Annotated in this window: 16 protein-coding genes; 8 read left to right on the forward strand and 8 right to left on the reverse strand. The window is 61.8% G+C overall.

The features are described 5' to 3' along the window. Positions 1 to 11 precede the first annotated feature (11 nt). The 6 genes from urtE to BMX27_RS10365 form a co-directional block, all read right to left on the reverse strand. Entirely contained in the window at positions 12 to 710 is a 699-nt protein-coding gene (gene urtE / locus BMX27_RS10340) for an urea ABC transporter ATP-binding subunit UrtE (protein WP_090159764.1), read from the reverse strand. Beyond that, positions 703 to 1,452, reverse strand: a complete 750-nt coding sequence (urtD, locus tag BMX27_RS10345) for an urea ABC transporter ATP-binding protein UrtD (protein ID WP_090159765.1) — start codon at positions 1,450 to 1,452, stop codon at positions 703 to 705. Before urtD ends, urtE begins: the two co-directional genes overlap by 8 nt. Further along, entirely contained in the window at positions 1,449 to 2,615 is a 1,167-nt protein-coding gene (urtC, locus tag BMX27_RS10350; protein ID WP_090159766.1) for an urea ABC transporter permease subunit UrtC, read from the reverse strand. The genes urtD and urtC overlap by 4 nt, the downstream gene beginning before the upstream one ends. 127 nt (positions 2,616 to 2,742) lie before the next feature. Next, positions 2,743 to 4,677 (reverse strand): urea ABC transporter permease subunit UrtB, encoded by a 1,935-nt coding sequence (gene urtB / locus BMX27_RS10355; protein ID WP_090159767.1) that lies wholly within the window; start codon positions 4,675 to 4,677, stop codon positions 2,743 to 2,745. 69 nt (positions 4,678 to 4,746) lie between these two features. Then, positions 4,747 to 6,039 (reverse strand): urea ABC transporter substrate-binding protein, encoded by a 1,293-nt coding sequence (urtA, locus tag BMX27_RS10360; RefSeq protein ID WP_056035592.1) that lies wholly within the window; start codon positions 6,037 to 6,039, stop codon positions 4,747 to 4,749. 428 nt (positions 6,040 to 6,467) lie between these two features. After that, entirely contained in the window at positions 6,468 to 7,154 is a 687-nt protein-coding gene (locus tag BMX27_RS10365) for a D-lyxose/D-mannose family sugar isomerase (protein WP_090159768.1), read from the reverse strand. A 214-nt stretch (positions 7,155 to 7,368) separates the two neighbouring features. On the opposite strand from BMX27_RS10365, the gene BMX27_RS10370 reads away from it, so the two are divergent. The 3 genes from BMX27_RS10370 to BMX27_RS10380 all read left to right on the forward strand — a co-directional run bounded on the left by BMX27_RS10370 (position 7,369) and on the right by BMX27_RS10380 (position 13,902). After that, the gene (locus tag BMX27_RS10370) at positions 7,369 to 8,523 is read left to right on the forward strand and encodes an efflux RND transporter periplasmic adaptor subunit (RefSeq protein WP_090159769.1); all 1,155 of its coding nucleotides are present in this window, start codon (positions 7,369 to 7,371) and stop codon (positions 8,521 to 8,523) included. Further along, complete coding sequence (locus BMX27_RS10375; protein WP_090159770.1) at positions 8,520 to 11,642, forward strand: efflux RND transporter permease subunit; 3,123 nt, start codon at positions 8,520 to 8,522, stop codon at positions 11,640 to 11,642. Before BMX27_RS10370 ends, BMX27_RS10375 begins: the two co-directional genes overlap by 4 nt. Positions 11,643 to 11,745: 103 nt before the next feature. Further along, positions 11,746 to 13,902, forward strand: coding sequence for a malate synthase G (locus tag BMX27_RS10380; RefSeq protein WP_090159771.1), 2,157 nt, complete (start codon positions 11,746 to 11,748; stop codon positions 13,900 to 13,902). A gap of 191 nt (positions 13,903 to 14,093) precedes the next feature. On the opposite strand, the gene BMX27_RS10385 is transcribed toward BMX27_RS10380, so the two are convergent. Continuing rightward, positions 14,094 to 14,663 (reverse strand): methyltransferase family protein, encoded by a 570-nt coding sequence (locus BMX27_RS10385; RefSeq protein WP_090159772.1) that lies wholly within the window; start codon positions 14,661 to 14,663, stop codon positions 14,094 to 14,096. Next, on the reverse strand, positions 14,660 to 15,595 hold the full coding sequence (locus BMX27_RS10390; protein WP_090159773.1) for a cation diffusion facilitator family transporter: 936 nt from the start codon (positions 15,593 to 15,595) through the stop codon (positions 14,660 to 14,662). Before BMX27_RS10390 ends, BMX27_RS10385 begins: the two co-directional genes overlap by 4 nt. 75 nt (positions 15,596 to 15,670) lie before the next feature. Here BMX27_RS10390 and BMX27_RS10395 point away from each other — a divergent pair, with 75 nt between their 5' ends. From BMX27_RS10395 to BMX27_RS10415, 5 genes are all read left to right on the forward strand, one after another. Then, on the forward strand, positions 15,671 to 16,126 hold the full coding sequence (locus BMX27_RS10395; RefSeq protein ID WP_090159774.1) for a MerR family transcriptional regulator: 456 nt from the start codon (positions 15,671 to 15,673) through the stop codon (positions 16,124 to 16,126). Positions 16,127 to 16,378: 252 nt separating this feature from the next. Further along, positions 16,379 to 17,215, forward strand: a complete 837-nt coding sequence (locus BMX27_RS10400) for a bifunctional allantoicase/(S)-ureidoglycine aminohydrolase (protein ID WP_090159775.1) — start codon at positions 16,379 to 16,381, stop codon at positions 17,213 to 17,215. A gap of 72 nt (positions 17,216 to 17,287) precedes the next feature. Continuing rightward, a complete protein-coding gene (locus BMX27_RS10405; RefSeq protein WP_256212470.1) occupies positions 17,288 to 18,283 on the forward strand; it encodes a type I glyceraldehyde-3-phosphate dehydrogenase in 996 nt (331 codons plus the stop codon). Between the two features lie 50 nt (positions 18,284 to 18,333). After that, complete coding sequence (uraH, locus tag BMX27_RS10410; RefSeq protein ID WP_090159776.1) at positions 18,334 to 18,687, forward strand: hydroxyisourate hydrolase; 354 nt, start codon at positions 18,334 to 18,336, stop codon at positions 18,685 to 18,687. A 108-nt stretch (positions 18,688 to 18,795) separates the two neighbouring features. Continuing rightward, on the forward strand, positions 18,796 to 20,031 hold the full coding sequence (locus BMX27_RS10415) for a urate hydroxylase PuuD (protein WP_090159777.1): 1,236 nt from the start codon (positions 18,796 to 18,798) through the stop codon (positions 20,029 to 20,031).

Consider the following 20,031-nt stretch of genomic DNA (forward strand, 5'->3'; position numbering starts at 1 on the left):
ATCAGTGAGCGTTACGACAGGGACAGACAGTCGACGATATCAGTGCGGGTGCTGTCTGACTTTGACAGCTTGCGGAACACGGCCCCGCGTTTGATCATCACAAAGCTGTCCGCGACCGACCACGCAAAATCGACGTTTTGTTCCACCAGGATGATTGCCAGGTCGCCACGATCGCGCAACTGCACGATGGCCCGGCCGATCTGCTGGATGACGTTGGGCTGGATGCCTTCGGTCGGTTCGTCCAGCAGCAGGACACGGGGTTTGGTGATCAACGCCCGCGCGATCGCCAGCTGCTGTTGCTGTCCCCCCGACAGGTCGCCGCCGCGACGGTGCCGCATGTCGCGCAGAACCGGGAACAGGTCATAGATCCAGTCAGGTACGTGATGATCGCTGCGCGGCAGACAGGCAAACCCGGTTTCCAGATTTTCCGCCACGGTCAGCATCGAAAACACTTCGCGCCCTTGCGGGACATAGGCGATACCTGCGCGCGCGGCCTGTGCCGCACTGGGATGCACCAGCGGATCGCCGTCCAGCCGGATCGTGCCCGCACTGTAGGGGTGCCGCCCGGACAGGGCGCGCAGCAGGCTGGTCTTGCCCACGCCATTGGTGCCCATCACGGTCGTGACCTGACCTGCGGGGGCTGTCAGCGAGATGTCATACAGGATCTGGCTTTGCCCGTATTTCAGCGACAGGTCGGCAACATCAAGCATCGGAACGCCCCAGATAGACATCAATCACGGTGGGATCGGCGGTCACGTGATCCAGCGACCCTTCGGCCAGCACATGCCCTTCGTGCAGCACCGTGACCTTGCAATTCAGGCGGCGCACGAATTCCATGTCGTGTTCCACCACCACGACCGAACGGGTCCGTGCCGCGCGTTTCAGAATGTCGGTGGTTTTTTCGCGTTCCTCGGCGGTCATGCCGGCGGCAGGTTCATCGACCAGCAATAGACGCGGGTCCTGCGCCAGCAGCATCCCGATCTCCAGCCATTGTTTTTGCCCGTGGCTCAATTCGCCGGCGGGCCGGGGCAGTTGATCGGCCAGCCCGATTTCGCCAGCGATTTCGTTGATCCGGACTGCATCGGTCCGCGGTTCCTTGAAAAACAATGCGGCCAGCGGGCCGCGTGGATTTTTCAGCGCCATTGCGAGGTTCTGGCGGACGGTCTGGTTTTCAAAAACCGTTGGCTTCTGGAACTTGCGCCCGATTCCGCGATTGGCAATTTCGGCCTCTGACAGGCCGGTCAGGCTTTCGTTGCGCTCACCCCAAAGGACCTGACCGGAGTCGGGCTGCGTCTTGCCGGTGACGATATCCATGAACGTCGTCTTGCCCGCACCATTGGGGCCGATGATGGCGCGCAGTTCGGGTTCGTTGATCTGGATCGACAGGTTGTTGATCGCGCGGAACCCGTCGAACGTTTTGCTGACGCCAGAGACTTCGAGCAGGCTGATCATCGCGGTTTCCTTATCAGATAGTCGAACAGCCCACCGATCCCCTTGGGTGCAAAGAGCGTGACACAGACGAATGACACACCCAAGAGCACCAGCCACCAGTCGGTCCATTGCACCGTGTAGAACCCCAGGTTCACGTCAGGCGCACCGCCGCCCGTGAACCAGCTGGACAACAGCGACACCAGCGCTGCCCCGATGACCGCGCCATAAAGCCGCCCGCGCCCGCCGATGGCGACCCAGACCGCCAGATAGATCGATGCGATGGGTGCGATTTCCGCCGGGTTGATGATGCCTGCCTGCGGATAATACAGCGCGCCCGCGATACCGGACACAACGGCGGTCAGTGTAAAGACGAATAGTTTGTAGCCCTCGACCCGGTAGCCCAGGAACCGAACACGGGCCTCGTTGTCGCGGATCCCCTGCACGATGCTGCCCATCTTGCCCCCGACGACAAAGGCAAACAACATATAACCCAGACCAAGCGCCAGCGCCGAGCCCCAGAAAAAGACCAGGCTGATCGTGGCCTGGGGCGTAGACTCGAACCCCGGAATGTTCTGCAGGCCCGACAGGCCGTTGTTGCCACGCAGACCGGAATCGTTCTGGAACAGATAAAGCGACAGCGCCAGTGTCATGGCCTGCGTCAGGATCGACAGATAGACGCCCGTGACCCGGCTGCGGAATGCCAGCCAGCCGAACACCAGTGCCAGCAGTCCGGGCACCAGCACGACCATCAGCAATTGCAGGATCAGACTGTCGGCAAAGGACCAGATCACCGGAAAATCAGAGCTGCCGACCACACCGAAAATCTGCGCGCCGATGGCGTCCGTAACCTCTGCCGGGGTAGGGGGGATGACCTGACGTGCGAGGCTTTCGGTCACGATGGTTTCGGTGCGGGCATACATCAGCCACATGCCGATGGCATAGCCGCCGATGCCGAAGAATGCGAAATGTCCCAGGCTGAGGATGCCGCAATAGCCCCAGACCACATCCATCGCGATGGCGATCAGGCACAGGCACAGCGTCTTGCCCAATGTTTTGACCAATGAGGTCGAGATGACGCCCGTGCCCATCGCCTCTGACCCCAGGGTCACGAGGAGGGTGAACAGTCCGAGAAGCCCGATGAACCGCATCATGGAACGGTTGTGGATGATGAAGCCCTGGGTCATGCGGTGGCGCCTTTGATCGTTTTTCGCCGCGCGGGGCGCGGCACCTGGGCGGGGGGCCAGCCCCCCGCACCCCCCGGGATATTTTCAACCAGAAGAAGGGGGGGCGGATGTTGCGGATGACGGCGCATCAGTCTGCTGCCGCCCGACCCTTTTGGGCGACGATTCCCTTGGGTCTGAACTGGATGAACAGGATGATGAACAGGACCATGTAAGTTTGGGCAGCTAGGGTGTTGGAGGGATTCAGGAACTCGATTCCCTTTTGCAGGCTGCCGATGAGTGAGGCACCTGCGAGCGTGCCCCATACGTTGCCGACCCCGCCCACGACCACGGTCATGAACGACTGCACGATGTAGTTTGCGCCCATTTCGGATGTGACCTGCGCATAAAGGCCGATCGCCACCCCCGCGATACCCGCGATGCCGGAGCCAAGGCCGAAGGTCAGCATGTTGATGCGGTCGGGGTCGATCCCCATGGAAGCCGCCATGCCGGGGTTCTGAGTGACGGCGCGGACCTCGAGCCCGAGGCGGGTGCGTTTGAGGATGTAGAGGATCAGGCCGAGAAACAGCAGGGCCAGCACGAAGATCGCGATACGGATGTAGCTGATTTGGATCACGTCTGACATCACCCAGGCACCGTCCAGCCAGCTGGGCGAGGTCAGCGGACGTGCCTGCGTGCCAAAGATGTTCTTGGCCAGTTGCTGCAATGCGATGGAGATGCCGAATGTCGCCAGCAGTGTTTCCAGCGGGCGGTGATACAGGTGCCGGATGACAAGCCGTTCCATCGCGACCCCTGCGGCAAAGGTCACGGCGAATGCCAGTGGCAGGGCCAGGATGAGCGACACCGTGTAATCCGGCACGAATTGCTGCACCACGTAGCCGGTATAGGCCCCCATCATGATGAATTCGCCGTGGGCCATGTTGATCACGCCCATGACACCGAAGGTAATGGCGAGGCCGATGGCGGCGAGGAAGTAGATTGACGCCAGCGACATGGCGTCCAGCGTCAGATCCGCGAAACTGGCGGCGGCCACACGGGTTTCCACCGACGAAAGCGCGGCGCGCGCCGCATCGGTGATGGCCGGGTCATCTTCGGTGTAAACTTCGGCAAAGACATGGGCCGCGATGGCGGCGGCGCGTCCCTCTTCGGTCAGGCGGGGCGGGACGAGGCCGCGGTCGGCCAGCGCCGCATAGGCCTGCGCGCGGGTGGCCTCGGTGTTCAGTTGTGCGGTGGGAATGCCGCCCACGCGGCCATCTGTGATATTGGCGGCCAGCGCATCGCGCACGGCGGCAGAGGGGATCGCCGCGGGGGCCAGGTCTGCGGCGACCAGCCGGTCGTAGGCCTGGTCCGCCGTGATATCGGTGCCGACCGTCAGGATCCGGGCGATATTTCCATCCGGCGCATCGGTGGCCACCACGTCACGGGTGGTCAGTATCTGGTTCAGAACGGCGCGTGCCTCGATCGAGGTGTCGCGCGACAGGCTGTCGATCGCGGCAATGCGGTCGGCGGGGTCACCTGCAAAACTGGCCGAGAGAAAATTGGCAAGCTGGATCTTGCGCGCCCGGAGTAACGAGTCGGGTTCGCCGTCGATCGAAGCCAGCAGCGGGGCAAGTTGGTCGGCGTCGGGGCGGCGTGCGATGGAATCGATGGCGCTTTGACGGCGGCCCAGGTCCGGATCACTGAGCTGGAATTGCACCAGGGCCGTGCCGATGACACGGCGCACACCGCCGTTGGGGCGCAATTCGGTGTATCCGGCGCGGTCCACCGTGGTCTGTGTGCCTGTGTCGATATCCGTCAGGGCCAGGTCATCGCCGTCGGTGCGGCCATAGTAGAACTGCCCGTCAGCCGTGTTCTGCCAGACGCCCTTGTCCGACCAGCGTTCCAGAAAGGTCGGCACCTGCGGCAGACCGGAGGCCACAAGATCATCAAGCACAACCGAGACGCTGCCGCGCGATGGGTCGGCGACCTCTGCGGCATGGGTCTGCAGGATGGGTTGCAGCGTCTGGGCCGCGGCACCCTTAGCCACGGCACAGATGATCAAGAGGCACGCCAATGTGCGAAGCATGGCTGGTTTTTCCTGGGGCATGGGGAGGAGGTGCCGGGGCGCAGGTGGTTGCGCGCCCCGGCAAAGGGTTCAGTAGTTCGAAGTCAACTGAACGCAGGTTTCGGTTTCGGTATTGTACATGCCGCACCCCAGCTCTTTCCAATCAGAGATCAGGACCGCGCTTTCGGGCAGAAAATCGGTCCAGGCGTCGCCGGGAACCGGTTCGGTCTGGCTGATGATGTCGAACTGGCCGTCTGCGCGGATTTCACCGATCAGCACGGGTTTCGTCAGGTGGTGGTTCGGCAGCATTTCGGCCATCGTGCCGGTCAGGTTCGGAAAGGTCTGGCCGATCATCGCCTCTGACACGGCGTCCACATCCGTGGTGCCGGCCTGTTCGACCGCTTGCACCCACATGTTGAAACCGATGTAATGCGCCTCCATCGGGTCGTTGGTCACGCGGGCCTCGTCGCCGATGAAGTCATGCCAAGCGGCGATGAATTCGGCGTTTTCCGGCGTTTCGGCGGACATGAAGTAGTTCCAGGCCGCCAGGTGACCGACCAGGTTCGAGGTGTCCAGGCCGGACAGTTCTTCCTCGCCCACGGAAAAGGCGACGACGGGGATGTCATCGGCGCTGACATCGGCGGCGGCCAGTTCCTTGTAGAAACCGATGTTGGCGTCACCGTTGATCGTGGAAATCACGCCGACCTGTTTGCCGTCCTCGCCCAAGGCCACGACGTCACCCACGATGGTTGCCCAGTCGGACTGGCCAAAGGGGGTGTAGTTCACAAAGATGTCCTCCTCGGCGATCCCCTTGTCCATCAGATAGGCTTGAAGGATGTTGTTGGTCGTGCGCGGATAGACATAGTCGGTGCCCAGCAGCGCGAACTTTTCCACGCCCAGCTCTTCGAGGAAATAGTCGACGGCAGGGATTGCCTGCTGGTTTGGCGCGGCCCCGGTGTAAAAGACGTTTTTCGAGGATTCCTCGCCCTCGTACTGAACCGGGTAGAACAAGAGGCCGTTCAACTCTTCGATCACCGGCAGCACGGATTTGCGCGACACCGACGTCCAGTTGCCAAAGATCACGTCGACCTCGTTCACGGTCAGCAGTTCGCGGGCCTTTTCGGCGAACAGCGGCCAGTCGGATGCCGGATCGACTACGACGGCCTCCAGTTCGCAACCCAGCAGGCCGCCCTTGGCGTTCTGGCCTTCGACCAGCATCAGCATCACGTCCTTGAGCGTCGTTTCCGAAATCGCCATTGAACCTGACAGCGAATGCAGCACGCCGACCTTGATCGGATCAGCGCAATCCTGTGCCCATGCAACCGACGCGGTCGACAGCAGGGCAGCAACAGATACTGCAGTTGTTCTAAGTGTTTTTTTCATGTTCAGTCCCCATGTTCCGCTGCTTGTCCCGGACGAAAAATGCTTTCGTGAAAACGCGGTGCCGATTATGCAGGACGCGCAGCAGTGATGTTGTGGTCGTCGCGTGGTGGGGCTTGATCTGCCAGGGTTAGCCCGCCGCGCGGCGATGGTGCCGAGATGGCACTGTGTAACCTGTTCGCAGCTGCAGCATCGGCGCCAGATTTTTTCACAGCTTGGCCGTCAGGTGGTCGGGGGTGCCTTTTTTCCGCGCAAGGCAGACGTCGCATGCCGCATTTTCACGCAGTTCCCGAAGCATAACGCCGATGTGAACTGCGTGCCGTGGCGAAATTCACGTCAACTTGGTGAATCGATCTAGCGCCGACGGGAGTTTGGTCTGTCGTCGCGGGCGATGTCGCACCGACAGCCTGGCCATGCGCGCGGTGCCTGGGTCAGGACAGCCAGACCGGGTAGTCGCTGACCAGCAGATGGGTGGGGTCGGTGTCTTCTTCGATCTGGGCGAACCGGCCCAGTGGTGCCTGAAACACGTTGTCGGTCTCATCGTCGTTGACGGTGCTGACCTCGCCGATCAGGACGTCGCCGCCTTCGCCCCAGAACGCGTGCCAGTCTCCGGGGCGCAATGTCACGCTTTCGCCCGGGGCGAGCCGCAGTTTTTCACCCGGTGCAAAGGGCCGCGCGATCCCGTCGCACATGACCACACCGCCGCGATCCTCGGCAAAGCCGCCCTGATCGTCGGACCCGTAGAGTTTCACCACCAGCGTGGCCCCGCCACGGTTGATGATGTCCTCGGCCTTGATGATGTGGGTGTGCATCGGTGACAGCTGATCCTGCCGCGAGATCAGCAGTTTTTCGGCATAGCACATGCCGCCACCGCCTTGCAGGTCTGACAGCAGACCGTTGCGCAGGGTGAACAGAAACAGTCCCATGTCGTCAAATCGGCCACGTCCGTAGTCGGTAATGTCCCATCCGCAACGCGCATCGATCACATGGGCGGCGTCCTGTGCCCGTGCCTTGAATGTGTCCGGCGTCCAATAGGCAAAGGGGGGCAGGACAAAACCATACTGCCGGATCATGTCATCCGCAGCGGCCATGATGTCGTTGATTCTGGACCGTTTCATCGTACTTCCCCCCGCGATGCGTCGTGTCACCCTAGGCGTGGCCGTCGCGCAATTCAATTGGCCGCAAAGTTGTGCAAATCGTGATCTGTGCGCGACTGACATCTCTATGTGCGCGGCGTAGCAGGGTAATTTGGGGCTCTGGGCTTGCTTCACCCCTGCCTTGCACCCCAAATAGGCCCAAATCTGCGCGTTTGGCGCAGCGGAGACCCATTCGATGACCAAGCCACAGGCACAATCCGCAGCACCACAGCCAGACAGCGCGGCAGAGCCCCGTCGCAGTCTGCGTTTTTCCGACGACAAGGGAGCCTCGAAATCCACATGGATTGCGGGCCTGTTCGTCGTGCTGATCGTGGGCTGGATGGGCAGCGGTTTCGTGGTCCCCTCCGAAGATCCAGAGCCGGTGGTCAGGCGTACGACCCCTGAACCCGTCGCCGTTGCCGTCACGCCATCCGTGGCGGAAACGGTGACCCAGTTCTTTCAGGCCGAAGGTCAGGCATTGCCCGACCGTGACACGATGCTGGTCGCCGAAACCTCTGGCGATATCGCCGAGGTGCTGGTCCGCAAGGGTCAGGATGTATCCGCCGGTGACGTGATCGCCCGGTTCGACCCGTCCAACAGTGACGCCGACACCAACCGCGCCGCCGAACAGCTGGCCAGTGCGCAGCGCGAATTCGACAACGCACAGCAGTTGCTGGATCGCGGTGTGGCGACGACCGACCGGGTCACGGATGCGCGTGCCGCACTTGCGGCAGCACAGGCGCAGGTCACCGCCGCCGAACAGGCCGCGAATGCGCTGGCGATCACCGCTCCCTTTGACGGGCGAATCGAAACGCTGGATCTGGATGCCGGTGAATTCGTCACGGCCGGAACGGCCGTTGGCCGCCTGGTTGATATCAGGCCGCTGACCGTTGCCATTCAGGTGCCGCAACAGTCCCTGACCCGCCTGACCGTCGGGCAATCGGCCACCGTGCGTTTCATCACCGGTGAAGAACGCGAAGGCACATTGACCTTTGTCGGCACCTCGGCTGCGGCTGAAACACGTACCTTTCTGGCCGAAGTCGAAATCGCGAATGATGACGGTGCCATTCCCGCGGGTATTTCCGCCGAAGTCAGCATTCCCACAGGCGATGTCACGGCGCATTTCCTGTCGGCCTCGGTCGTGTCGCTGGATACCGATGGTACCTTGGGGGTGAAAACCGTGGCCAAAGATGATACTGTCGCGTTCTATCCCATCGAGGTGGTCAGTGCGCAGATCGACGGAATCTGGGTGACAGGTCTGCCGGATGATGCCGCCGTCATCACTGTCGGTCAGGGGTTCGTCAACGCAGGTGAAACAGTGATCCCCAGTGAACAGGACATCACCAAATGAACGCCATCATTGACGCAGCATTTTCGCGGTCGCGGGTCATCGTCCTGGCGCTGTTGATGATCATGGGGATCGGGGCCTACGCCTATACGGCGATCCCAAAGGAGGCCAACCCGGAAATTCCGCTGCCGCTGTTTTACGTGTCCACGGGGCTGGACGGCATCAGTCCGGGCGACGCCGAACGCCTGCTGCTGGAGCCGATGGAAACGGAATTCGCCTCGATCACCGGACTCGACAGCATGAAGTCGGACGCAACCGAAGGCTTTGCCAGCATCCAGCTGGAATTCACCGCCGGTGGCGACAACCAGGAGGCGCTGGACAAGGTCCGCGAGGCCGCCGACCGCGCGCAGGGCGAATTGCCCGATGACGCGAATGACATCATCATCACCGAGATCAACACGGCCCTGTTCCCGATCATCACGGCAGTGTTGTCCGGTCCGGTGCCGGAACGCACGCTGAACAGCATCGCAGAGGACCTGCAAACCGAACTGGAAGGTCTGTCTGGTGTGCTAGAGGCCGATATCGGTGGCCAGCGTTTCGAATTCCTGGAGGTCCTGATCGACCCCACGGTGTTCCAGACCTACAACCTTTCGTTCGATGAACTGATCGGGCAGATTCAGCGCAACAATCGGCTGGTCGCGGCAGGCGCGATCGAAACCGGTTCGGGACGCATCGTCCTCAAGGTGCCGGGCCTGATCGAGGACCTCGAGGACGTGATGGCGATGCCGGTCAAGGTGCGCGGCGACGCGGTCGTTACCTTTGGCGACGTGGCCACCATCCGCCGCACGTTCGAGGACCCCGATTCATTCGCCCGCATCAACGGGCAGCCCGCGCTGGCGCTGGAAATCACCAAACGTTCGGGGGCCAACATCATCGAGACCGTCGATGAGGTCAAAGCCACGGTCGAGGAAATGCGCGTCGACTGGCCCGACAGCGTCAATGTCACCTACCTTCAGGATCAGTCCAAACAGGTCAAGGACCTGCTTAGCGACCTCGAGGCGAACGTGATCGCCGCCGTGATCCTAGTGATGATCGTCATCGTGCTGGCGCTTGGGTTCCGGTCATCCGTGCTGGTTGGCCTGTCGATCCCCGGCGCATTTCTGGTGGGTGTGATCGCGCTGTGGGCGTTCGGGTTCACCATGAACATCGTGGTGCTGTTCTCGCTGATCCTGGTGGTGGGCATGCTCGTGGACGGCGCGATCGTCACGACCGAACTGGCCGACCGCAAACTGCAAGAGGGCGCACCCGCCAAAGAGGCCTATGCCTTTGCCGCGAAACGGATGGCCTGGCCGATCCTTGCGTCCACGGCGACGACGCTATGCGTTTTCTTTCCCTTGCTGTTCTGGTCGGGGATGGTCGGTGAGTTCATGAAATTCATGCCGATCACCGTAATCCTGACGCTCTCGGCGTCATTGTTCATGGCGCTGGTGTTCATCCCCGTGGTTGGCGGGCTGATCGGCAAACGCCAGCCGCAGACGGCCAAGGCCAAGGCGGCATTGCACGCAGCCGAACTGGGTGATCCGCGCGATATCGGCGGTCTGACGGGTCTGTATGTGCGCGTGCTGGAATGGGCGATCCTGCGGCCCGGTGCGACTCTGTTGCTGGCGGTCGCGCTGCTGCTGGGCGGTTTCGGGCTGTACGGTCAGTTCGGGCGCGGGGTGACGTTCTTTCCCTCAGTAGAACCTGATTTCATGCAGGTTCAGATCCGTGCGCGCGACAATTTCTCTATCTTTGAGCGCGACGCACTGGTGCACGCGGTCGAGGACCGTCTGGTGGATTACGACGAAATCGCCAGCATCTACGCCCGTTCGATGATGAGCGCGGGGCAGGGTGACGAAGAAACGATTGGCGTGATCCAGCTGGACCTGACCCCTTGGGACACCCGCCGTCCTGCGGCCCAGATCGGCGAAGATATCCGCGCCAGCGTGGCCGATATCGCGGGCATCGACGTGCAGGTCCAGACCGAAAGCGAAGGCCCCGCCGCAGGCAAGCCCGTGAATATCGAAATCACGTCGCGCAACCCTGACCTGCAACCGGCAGCCGTGCAGCAGATCCGCGATATCATGGACGAAATGGGCGGTTTCACCGATGTCACCGACACCCGTGCCGTGCCGGGGGTCGAGGTTTCGATCCTCGTGGACCGGGCCGAGGCCGCACGTTTCGGGGCCGATGTCAGTCTGCTGGGGCAGGCGGTGCAGCTGCTGACCCAAGGCATCACGGTTGCGGATTACCGCCCCGATGACGTGGACGGGTCGCTGGATATCCGCGTGCGTTTCCCGCGCGAAGAACGGTCACTTGCGGAATTGGCGGGCCTGCGGGTGCCGACCACTTCCGGTCTCGTGCCGATCTCGAACTTTGTGACCTTTGCCCCAACGGACCGCACCGGAGTCATCCGCCGGATCGACGAAAAACGTGTGATGACCATCGAGGCCAACGTGGCCCCCGGCGTGCTGGTCAACGATCAGGTCACCGCATTGACCGCCCGCCTGAACAGCGCCGATCTGCCCGAAGGCGTCGAATTCAGTTTCGGCGGCGAGGCCGAGGATCAGGCCGAGAGCATGATCTTCCTGATGAGCGCATTCGCCACGGCCATTCTGCTGATGTTCGTGATCCTGCTCATCCAGTTCAACAATTTCTATCAGGCCTTTGTGGTGATGAGCGCGATCATCTTTTCCATCGCGGGTGTGTTGCTGGGGCTGCTGATCACCGGGCGGCCCTTCGGGATCGTCATGGGCGGCATTGGTGTCATCGCTCTGGCGGGAATCGTGGTGAACAACAACATCGTTCTGATCGATACCTACAACGATCTGAAAAAGGCGGGCCAGTCCCCACTGGAGGCCGCGTTGCGCACCGGCGCACAGCGTCTGCGGCCGGTGTTCCTGACCTCGATCACCACTGCGCTGGGCCTGATGCCCATGGTGATCGGGATGAACATTAACTTTTTCACCCGCGAAATCGTGCTGGGCGCGCCGTCAACGCAGTGGTGGACCGAATTGTCGTCCGCCATCGTGGGCGGTCTGGTGGTCGCGACCGTCCTGACGCTGGTCGTAACCCCTGCGATGCTGATGCTGGGCGAACGCCGCGCCCAGCGGCGTGTGCCGCAGGGTCTGCCCGCCGAGTAGCACACGGCACTGTCGTTTTGGGGGTTTGCCCCCGCGCGGTTTGGCCTAAGTTGCGCCAGACGCGCGCGCAGGCGCGCCATGCATATCAACGGGGGGACAGCAGATGAAAGATCGTTCAGAGAGCCGGGTGGAACGCGCGGGCCTACAGGTATCAGAGGTCTTTGCCGCCTTTGTCGAGGACCGCGCCCTGCCGGGCACAGGCGTCGACGCATCCGCGTTCTGGGATGGTTTTGCAGCGCTGATCAATGATTTCGGTCCGCGCAACCGCGAACTGCTTGCCACGCGCGACGCGCTGCAAACCCAGATCGACGATTGGCATCAGGCCCGTGCAGGCCAGCCGCATGACTCAGTCGCCTATAAGGCGTTTCTGCAAGAGATCGGCTATCTCGTGCCCGAAGGGGACGATTTCGAAATCCAGACGACCAATACCGACCCTGAAATCGCGACCGTCGCGGGCCCGCAGCTGGTGGTGCCCGTCACCAATGCGCGTTTCGTGCTGAACGCGGCGAACGCGCGCTGGGGCAGCCTCTATGATGCGTTCTACGGCACCGATGCGATGGGCGCGGCCCCGGTCGGCGGCGGCTATAATGCAGGCCGTGGTGCGCGTGTTGTGTCACGTTCTGCCGTGTTCCTTGATGATGTATTCCCGGTCGAGGGTGGCAGCCATGCGGGGGCCGCCAGCTACCGGATCGCGGATGGCGCGTTGCTGGTCGACGGCACGCCGCTGATGCAGCCCGAAAAATTCGCAGGCTATCAGGGTGACCCCGACAGCCCCGATGCGATCGTTTTGCGCAACAACGGCCTGCACGTGAAACTGGTCTTTGATCGCAGCCATCCGATCGGCAAGACGGCGGCCTCCGGGCTGGCTGATGTTGCGCTGGAATCGGCCCTGTCTGCGATTGTCGATTGCGAGGATTCGGTTGCCTGTGTCGATGCCGAGGACAAGGTGCTGGCCTATGGCAACTGGCTGGGCCTGATGCAGGGCGATCTGTCCGAAACATTCGAAAAGGGCGGGCGGACGATCACCCGCGCGTTGCACGCCGATCAGATGTTCACCGCAGCAGACGGCGGCGATCTGACGCTCAAGGGCCGCGCGCTGCTGTTGGTGCGCAACGTGGGCCATCTGATGACCAACCCCGCGATCCTGGATGCGCAGGGCGCAGAGGTGTTCGAGGGTCTGATGGACGCGATGATCACCACCCTGATCGCGATGCATGATCTGAAAAAGGACGCTGGCATCCGCAATTCGACCACCGGGTCGGTCTATGTCGTGAAGCCGAAAATGCACGGCCCCGTAGAGGTCGCATTCACCAACGATATCTTTGCCCATGTCGAACGGGTGCTGGGCCTGCCCGAACACACGGTCAAGCTGGGCATCATGGATGAGGAACGCCGTACCTCTGTGAACCTCAAGGAATGTATTCGTGCTGCCCGGCACCGGGTCTGTTTCATCAATACCGGGTTCCTCGACCGGACCGGCGACGAAATCCACACCTCGATGGAGGCAGGACCATTCAGCCGCAAGGATTTCATCAAGCGCAAGGGCTGGATTACCGCCTACGAAAACCAGAACGTCGATATCGGTCTGGAATGCGGATTGTCGGGCAAGGCACAGATCGGCAAGGGCATGTGGGCCGCCCCCGACAACATGGCCGCGATGCTGGATGTCAAGGTCGAACACCCACTGGCCGGTGCGAACTGTGCATGGGTGCCCAGCCCGACCGCCGCGACGCTGCACGCGCTGCATTACCACAAGGTGAACGTGGCCGCCGTACAGTACCGTCTGCGCAAGGGTGGCAGACGCGCCTACGTCGAGGCGCTGCTGGACATTCCGACCGCAAGCTATCGTCGCTGGACCGACGACCAGATCCAGCGCGAGGTTGAGAACAACGCGCAGGGTATCCTTGGCTACGTGGTGCGCTGGATCGATCAGGGCATCGGCTGTTCCAAGGTGCCTGACATCAACGACGTCGCCCTGATGGAGGACCGCGCCACCTGCCGTATCTCGGCCCAGCATATCGCGAACTGGCTGCGGCATGATGTGGTCAGCCGCGATCAGGTCATGGACACGATGAAACGCATGGCGCAGGTCGTGGACGGCCAGAACGCGGGCGATCCGCTGTATACGCCGATGGCCCCGTCATTCGACGGCATCGCGTTCAAGGCTGCGTGTGATCTGGTGTTTGAGGGCCGCACGCAACCATCGGGCTATACCGAACCCGTGCTGCATGCCCGCCGTCTGGAATACAAGGCGCGGTGAAGTTTCAAAGGGGCGGCCATCGGGTCGCCCTTTTGCGATGAGGGTGGCCAGCTTTGACCGTTGTTGTGCCGGCACGACGGGCCAGCGACCAAAGAGTGGTCAGTCAGGATGCATGCGCGGTGAGGCCGGGGAAGTCCGGTATGCGGACGAAGCCGACATTGGCCGTATGTCCGCTGTTGATGAAGCCATAGTTATCTCGGTATGCCAAAGAAACGTGGAACTCGGGTGCGGTATTTACGGTAAAGCGCACCGTAGACATCTTCGAGCCAAGGTTCCTCCGCGAAGGGGGCGAGTGCGAAGGCAACTACGCCGCCTATTGCGATGATCCATGCAGACGGAGCAGCGGACAGGATCGCCCATCCGAGCAGTATGCCCATGTCGGCGACGTATTGCGGGTTTCGCGACCAGCGGTAGATGCCGTCAGTCTTCAGCTCCGCTTCAGCTCCGCTCGTTGCGTCCATGCCGATCCCCAAGGCCGCACTCCAGACCACTACGTTACCTGCAAGGACCCAAGGCAGTCCGATAGTCCAACGAAGCCAAAGAGGCCAGCCTAAGGCGTTCCATTGAGAGAGGCCGATGATAATGGCGCTGCCGAAAACCGCGATGGTGGGCATCCAAACAATGATCTGACTAAGCCAACTCACCTGCCGAGGGGGCCAGAGGCGGCGATCCGGGACAAAGATCGACCAGACCAGAATCGCGATCAATGCAGCTTCGCAGAAAAGGCCGATGATCAGCGTGAGGGCAACAATATTGCTCATCCGCGCTGCTCGTCGCCGTGTCCTCGCCCGCCGAAATCGGATGGGTCATCGCAAGCGTGGCGCGCACATTCCAGCTCCAGAGTAGTGTGCTCGATATCGAATTGGTCGGACAGTGCCGACTTTATCTGGTACTTCACAGCGTCTGCGTCACTCCAGCGCCCTTCCGCAATGACGATATGGGCGTCAAGCGAAGCGCGATGTTCGTCCATCTGCCAGAAATGGGCGTGATGGATGCCGTTCACGCCGTCGATGGCACGCACCATATCGAGGACAGCTTCCGTCGCAATCTCCGGCGGCGAGCCCAGCATCAGGATGCGAATGACCGGGCCGATCTCGCGGAACGATTGCCACAGGATGTAGCCCGCAATCAGAACCGTCACGATGGGGTCGATCAGCCGCCAGTCGTAAAGCAGGATCAGTGTGCCTGCGAAGATCACGGCGACCGAACCGAGTGCGTCGGCCACATTGTGCAGGAACGCCGCGCGGATGTTTACGCTGGACTTGGATATGGCATAAGTCAGCATCGCAGTCACCACGTCAACAACGAGAGCGATGCCCGCGATGACAACGATAATCCAACCCTCGACATCCTGCGGATCGGCAAAGCGCATTGCGGCTTCATAGAGAAGGTAGAGGCCGATCACGATAAGCGTCGTATAGTTGATGAGTGCCGCCACAACCTCGACCCGGCCATAGCCGAAAGTCATCTCCGCGTCCCGTGGCCGTCGCGCTATCTTGCGCGCGCCGAAAGCGATGATGAGCGAGATCGCGTCAGAGAAATTATGCAGCGCGTCCGCGATCAAAGCCAGCGACCCGGACATGATACCGCCAACGACCTGCGCGACAGTGAGGCTCATATTGACCGCAATGGCGGCAAAGACGCGGCGGTCGCCCGCTTCGGGATCGACGTGATGATGATGGCCGTGCCCCATATCGGTGGCTCCTTTCGATTCGCGTCCTTTTCATGTATATACGATCTACAGCGACTGTAGCTTCAAGGGGCAAATGTGAAAGAGTATTCAATCGGGCAGATGTCGCGCCAGACAGGCGTGAAAGTGACGACGATCCGCTATTACGAAAGCCGTGGTCTGATCCCGTCACCTGCGCGCACGGCAGGCGGGCAGCGGCGATACGACGAGGCCGCACTCGAACGGCTGGCATTCCTGCGCCATGCGCGGGAATTGGGGTTCGGGCTCGATGACATCGCGGATCTGATGGCTCTGGCCAAAGAGCCAGCCGAAGATTGTGCCCCCGCCCATGAGATCGCTCGAAGGCAGCTCGCGGCAGTGGACCGACGCATGACCATTCTTGGGCAGCTTCGCAAAGAACTGGCGCGAATGACGAATGCGGACGATAACGGGCAAGCTGCGGATTGCCGCATTATACAAGTGCTCGGCGATCACCGTTTGTGCATCGGAGCGCATGAAGCACCAACAAACCTGACTACAATCCATAGCGACTAGGCGAACGTCATGGATTAACCAGACATTCGCACACTCTGACGAGCGAACAGGTTGCGCTTAAAACAGCCGTTCGGCAAGAAACTAACAATGCCCTTTGCCGATGCTGCTGTGGACGAAACGCTGTTGTGGCACCGCCTGCGCTGTTGGCCAACATGTCTCAGATATCCCGGCAAGGTGATATCGGCCGTTTTCCAATGGTAACGGGACACGACGCATCCGATACTGCGGCAAACATCAACGCGAGGGGACACAATGCCAGCCAGTTATTACGCGCCCACCGGCGGGCATCCGGGGCAGGATCAACTGCTGACGGACCGCGCCGTGTTCACTGACGCCTATGCCGTCATCCCGCGCGGGACGATGCGCGACATCACGACCAGCTATCTGCCGTTCTGGGACGCCACGCGGCTTTGGGTGATTGCGCGGCCCATGACCGGTTTTGCCGAAACCTTCTCGCACTACATCATGGAGATAGGCCCCGGTGGCGGGTCTGACCGCCCCGAACTGGACCCGCAGGCGCAGGGCGTTTTGTTCGTGGTGGATGGCAATGCGACGCTGACGGTGGGTGGTGCCACGCACACCCTGGCCCCCGGCGGCTATGCCTATCTGCCGCCCGGCAGCGATTGGGCGTTGCGCAACGCAGGCGACGCGGCGCTGCGGTTTCACTGGATTCGCAAGGCCTATGACGCGGTGCCGGGTCTGGATGCGCCGGACGTGATCATCAGTCATGACGACGATGTGGCCCCCACCGTCATGCCGGATACGGACGGCAGGTGGGCGACCACACGTTTCGTCGATCCGTCCGACCTGCGCCATGACATGCACGTCACCATCGTGACGTTCGAGCCCGGTGGTGTGATCCCTTTTCTGGAAACGCATGTGATGGAACACGGGCTTTATGTGTTGCAGGGCAAGGCGGCGTATCGTCTGAACACCGACTGGGTCGAGGTCGAGGCAGGCGATTACATGTGGCTGCGCGCCTTTTGCCCGCAGGCCTGCTATGCGGGTGGTCCGGGGCCGTTCCGTTACCTTTTGTACAAGGATGTGAACCGGCACATGCCCCTGCGTCCCCTGACCGCGATACGCTAAGGCATCTTGCGACGGGCGGCGGGCTGGTCCAGCTTGCCGCCTGACGCAACCACCCAAACAAAGGGCAAGACCATGACCCGGCCCATGCAGGTCTTTATCAACGGCTTTGGCCGGATCGGGCGGACGGTGCTGCGCCAGTTGCTGACCGATCCCGCCCACGCGGATATCGTGGTGGTCGGGATCAACGATATCGCAGCCGCCGACAGCTGCGCCTATCTGTTTCAATACGACAGCGCCTTTGGCCCGTTTCCCCAGCGCGTACGCGCTGACGCGGGTCTGCTGCATGTGGGTGACCGCGCATTTGCGCTGACCCGGCACAGCGATCTGGCGCAGGTCGATCTCACGGGCGTTGACGTCGTGCTGGAATGCACGGGCCGCGCCACCACCCGCCCCGTGGCCGAGGCGGGCCTGCACGCCGGGGCGCAGGCGGTGCTGATTTCCGGCCCGTCACCCGTGGCGGATCAGACCGTCGTGCTGGGTGCCAATGCCCGGACGCTCGGCCGCGCGCGGATTGTATCCAACGCATCCTGCACGACCAACGGGATCGCACCCTTGCTGCGGGCCATGGATGCAGCCTTTGGCATTGCTGCGGCGCATGTGACGACGATCCATTGCTATACGGGCAGCCAGCCCACGATCGATCTGCCGGGCCCCAGCCCGGAACGCAGCCGTGCCGCGGCCGTGTCGATGGTGCCGACCACCACGAGTGCGGCCCATCAGGTGACAGAGGTCCTGCCGGACTTTGCCGGTCGTCTGAGCGTATCTGCCGTGCGCGTGCCGGTGCATTCGGTGTCAGCCATCGACGCCGTTTTTCAGCTGCGCAACATGCCGGCTGATGCGCTGTCGGCACTGCGCGGGCTGTTCGCGGATGATCCGATCATCGGGCTGACCGACGATCCCTGTGTATCGACCGATATGCGCGCACGGCCGGAATCGTTGATACTGGCGCTGCCACAGACGACCGCCGTGGCCCCCGCGCAGCTGCGGCTGTTCGGCTGGTATGACAACGAATGGGGTTTTTCCGCACGGATGATCGACATGGCGCGGCTGATGCAGTCGCGGGACTGACCGGGGCAGCGCGTTTGGACGATGAACAGGCAACAACAAATGAGGACGCGATGACCGGATTTTTGACGACACATGTGCTGGATACAGCCCGCGGACAGCCAGCAGCAGGGCTGCGCATCGATCTCTATCGTCTGACGGGCGAGGGGCGGCAGCATATCACGACACTGACCACCAATGCCGACGGGCGCACCGACAGCCAGATCCTGCCTGCGGCTGATTTCGCCTGCGGCAATTACGAGTTGGTGTTCCACGCCGGTGCCTATCTGGATGCGCTGGGCGTGCCGTCGGGCAACCCGCGTTTTCTGGACGAAATTCCGATCCGCTTTGGCATGGCCGAGCAGACGCACTACCATGTGCCGCTGCTGCTGTCGCCGTTCGGCTATTCCACCTATCGCGGGTCCTGATCCGTCTGTGATCGTGGTTATTTTTCGTGCATTCGTCCGATCTGTTCCTCATGGCGCAACGGTCCGGCAATCCCTAGTGTGATCCGGTGATCATGAGAGGAGCCCGCCATGTATGACTTTGCCGTTCTCTGGGACTGGATCGCCTTTTCGGTCCGCTGGCTGCATGTCATTACGGCCATGGCCTGGATCGGGGCGTCATTCTTTTTCATCGCGCTGGATCTGGGGCTGAAAAAGGTGCCCGACATGCCGCACGGCGTCCACGGCGAGGAATGGCAGGTCCACGGCGGCGGGTTCTACCACATCCAGAAATATCTGGTCGCCCCCGACAACATGCCGGCGCATCTGATCTGGCACAAATGGCAAAGCTACATCACCTGGGTGTCCGGGGCGGCATTGCTGATGATCGTCTACTGGGTTGGCGGCGAACTGTATCTTCTGGACCCGACCAAGGCAGAGCTGACGCTGTGGCAGGGGATCATCATTTCGGGCGGTTCTTTGACCATCGGCTGGCTGGCCTATGACGCGATGTGCAAATCCAGCCTAGGTGAACGGCCCACGCTGCTGATGCTGCTGTTGTTCCTGATCCTCGTGGTGATGTCCTGGGGCTATAACCAGATATTCACGGGCCGCGCGGCGCTGCTGCATCTGGGCGCGTTCACGGCCACGATCATGACGGCCAACGTGTTTTTTCAGATCATGCCGAACCAGCGGATCGTCGTGGCAGACCTGAAGGCCGGGCGCACACCCGACGCCAAATACGGCAAGATCGCCAAGCTGCGGTCGACCCACAACAACTATCTGACGTTGCCGGTCGTTTTCCTGATGCTGTCGAACCACTATCCGCTGGCCTTTGCCACGCCCTATGCCTGGATCATCGCCAGCCTGATTTTCCTGACCGGCGTGACCATCCGGCATTATTTCAACACCATGCATGCCACGGGCAGTGGTCCGCACTGGACCTGGGGCGTCACCGTGGTGCTGATGCTGGTGATCGCATGGCTGTCGTCGGTCCGGCCCACCGACACCTATGAGGACGCGGCGGCCCGGCCCCTGACCGCGCATGAACAGCAATATGCCTCTGCCGCCGGGTTCGATGCGGCCTATAACGCGGTGATCGGGAATTGTTCGATGTGCCATGCCCGCGAACCGGTCTGGGGCAACATGCAATGGGCACCCAAGGGGGTCTATCTTGAAACCCCCGCAGACGTGGCCCGTCACGCAGGCCAGATTTACATCCAAGCCGGGATCAGCCATGCGATGCCGCCGCCCAATGCCATTCAGATGGACCCAGAGGCCCGCCGCGCCCTTGTGTCCTGGGTGCGTGCCGCCCGCGCTGAATCTTGA

Source organism: Loktanella sp. DSM 29012 (genome assembly GCF_900110705.1).
GTDB lineage: Bacteria > Pseudomonadota > Alphaproteobacteria > Rhodobacterales > Rhodobacteraceae > Loktanella > Loktanella gaetbuli.

What these genes read in the sequence shown, in the direction of transcription:
- urtE (WP_090159764.1), bottom strand. Translation starts at nt 710, where the DNA reads ATGCTTGATGTTGCCGACCTGTCGCTGAAATACGGGCAAAGCCAGATC.
- urtD (WP_090159765.1), bottom strand. Translation starts at nt 1,452, where the DNA reads ATGATCAGCCTGCTCGAAGTCTCTGGCGTCAGCAAAACGTTCGACGGG.
- urtC (WP_090159766.1), bottom strand. Translation starts at nt 2,615, where the DNA reads ATGACCCAGGGCTTCATCATCCACAACCGTTCCATGATGCGGTTCATC.
- urtB (WP_090159767.1), bottom strand. Translation starts at nt 4,677, where the DNA reads ATGCTTCGCACATTGGCGTGCCTCTTGATCATCTGTGCCGTGGCTAAG.
- urtA (WP_056035592.1), bottom strand. Translation starts at nt 6,039, where the DNA reads ATGAAAAAAACACTTAGAACAACTGCAGTATCTGTTGCTGCCCTGCTG.
- BMX27_RS10365 (WP_090159768.1), bottom strand. Translation starts at nt 7,154, where the DNA reads ATGAAACGGTCCAGAATCAACGACATCATGGCCGCTGCGGATGACATG.
- BMX27_RS10370 (WP_090159769.1), top strand. Translation starts at nt 7,369, where the DNA reads ATGACCAAGCCACAGGCACAATCCGCAGCACCACAGCCAGACAGCGCG.
- BMX27_RS10375 (WP_090159770.1), top strand. Translation starts at nt 8,520, where the DNA reads ATGAACGCCATCATTGACGCAGCATTTTCGCGGTCGCGGGTCATCGTC.
- BMX27_RS10380 (WP_090159771.1), top strand. Translation starts at nt 11,746, where the DNA reads ATGAAAGATCGTTCAGAGAGCCGGGTGGAACGCGCGGGCCTACAGGTA.
- BMX27_RS10385 (WP_090159772.1), bottom strand. Translation starts at nt 14,663, where the DNA reads ATGAGCAATATTGTTGCCCTCACGCTGATCATCGGCCTTTTCTGCGAA.
- BMX27_RS10390 (WP_090159773.1), bottom strand. Translation starts at nt 15,595, where the DNA reads ATGGGGCACGGCCATCATCATCACGTCGATCCCGAAGCGGGCGACCGC.
- BMX27_RS10400 (WP_090159775.1), top strand. Translation starts at nt 16,379, where the DNA reads ATGCCAGCCAGTTATTACGCGCCCACCGGCGGGCATCCGGGGCAGGAT.
- BMX27_RS10405 (WP_256212470.1), top strand. Translation starts at nt 17,288, where the DNA reads ATGACCCGGCCCATGCAGGTCTTTATCAACGGCTTTGGCCGGATCGGG.
- uraH (WP_090159776.1), top strand. Translation starts at nt 18,334, where the DNA reads ATGACCGGATTTTTGACGACACATGTGCTGGATACAGCCCGCGGACAG.
- BMX27_RS10415 (WP_090159777.1), top strand. Translation starts at nt 18,796, where the DNA reads ATGTATGACTTTGCCGTTCTCTGGGACTGGATCGCCTTTTCGGTCCGC.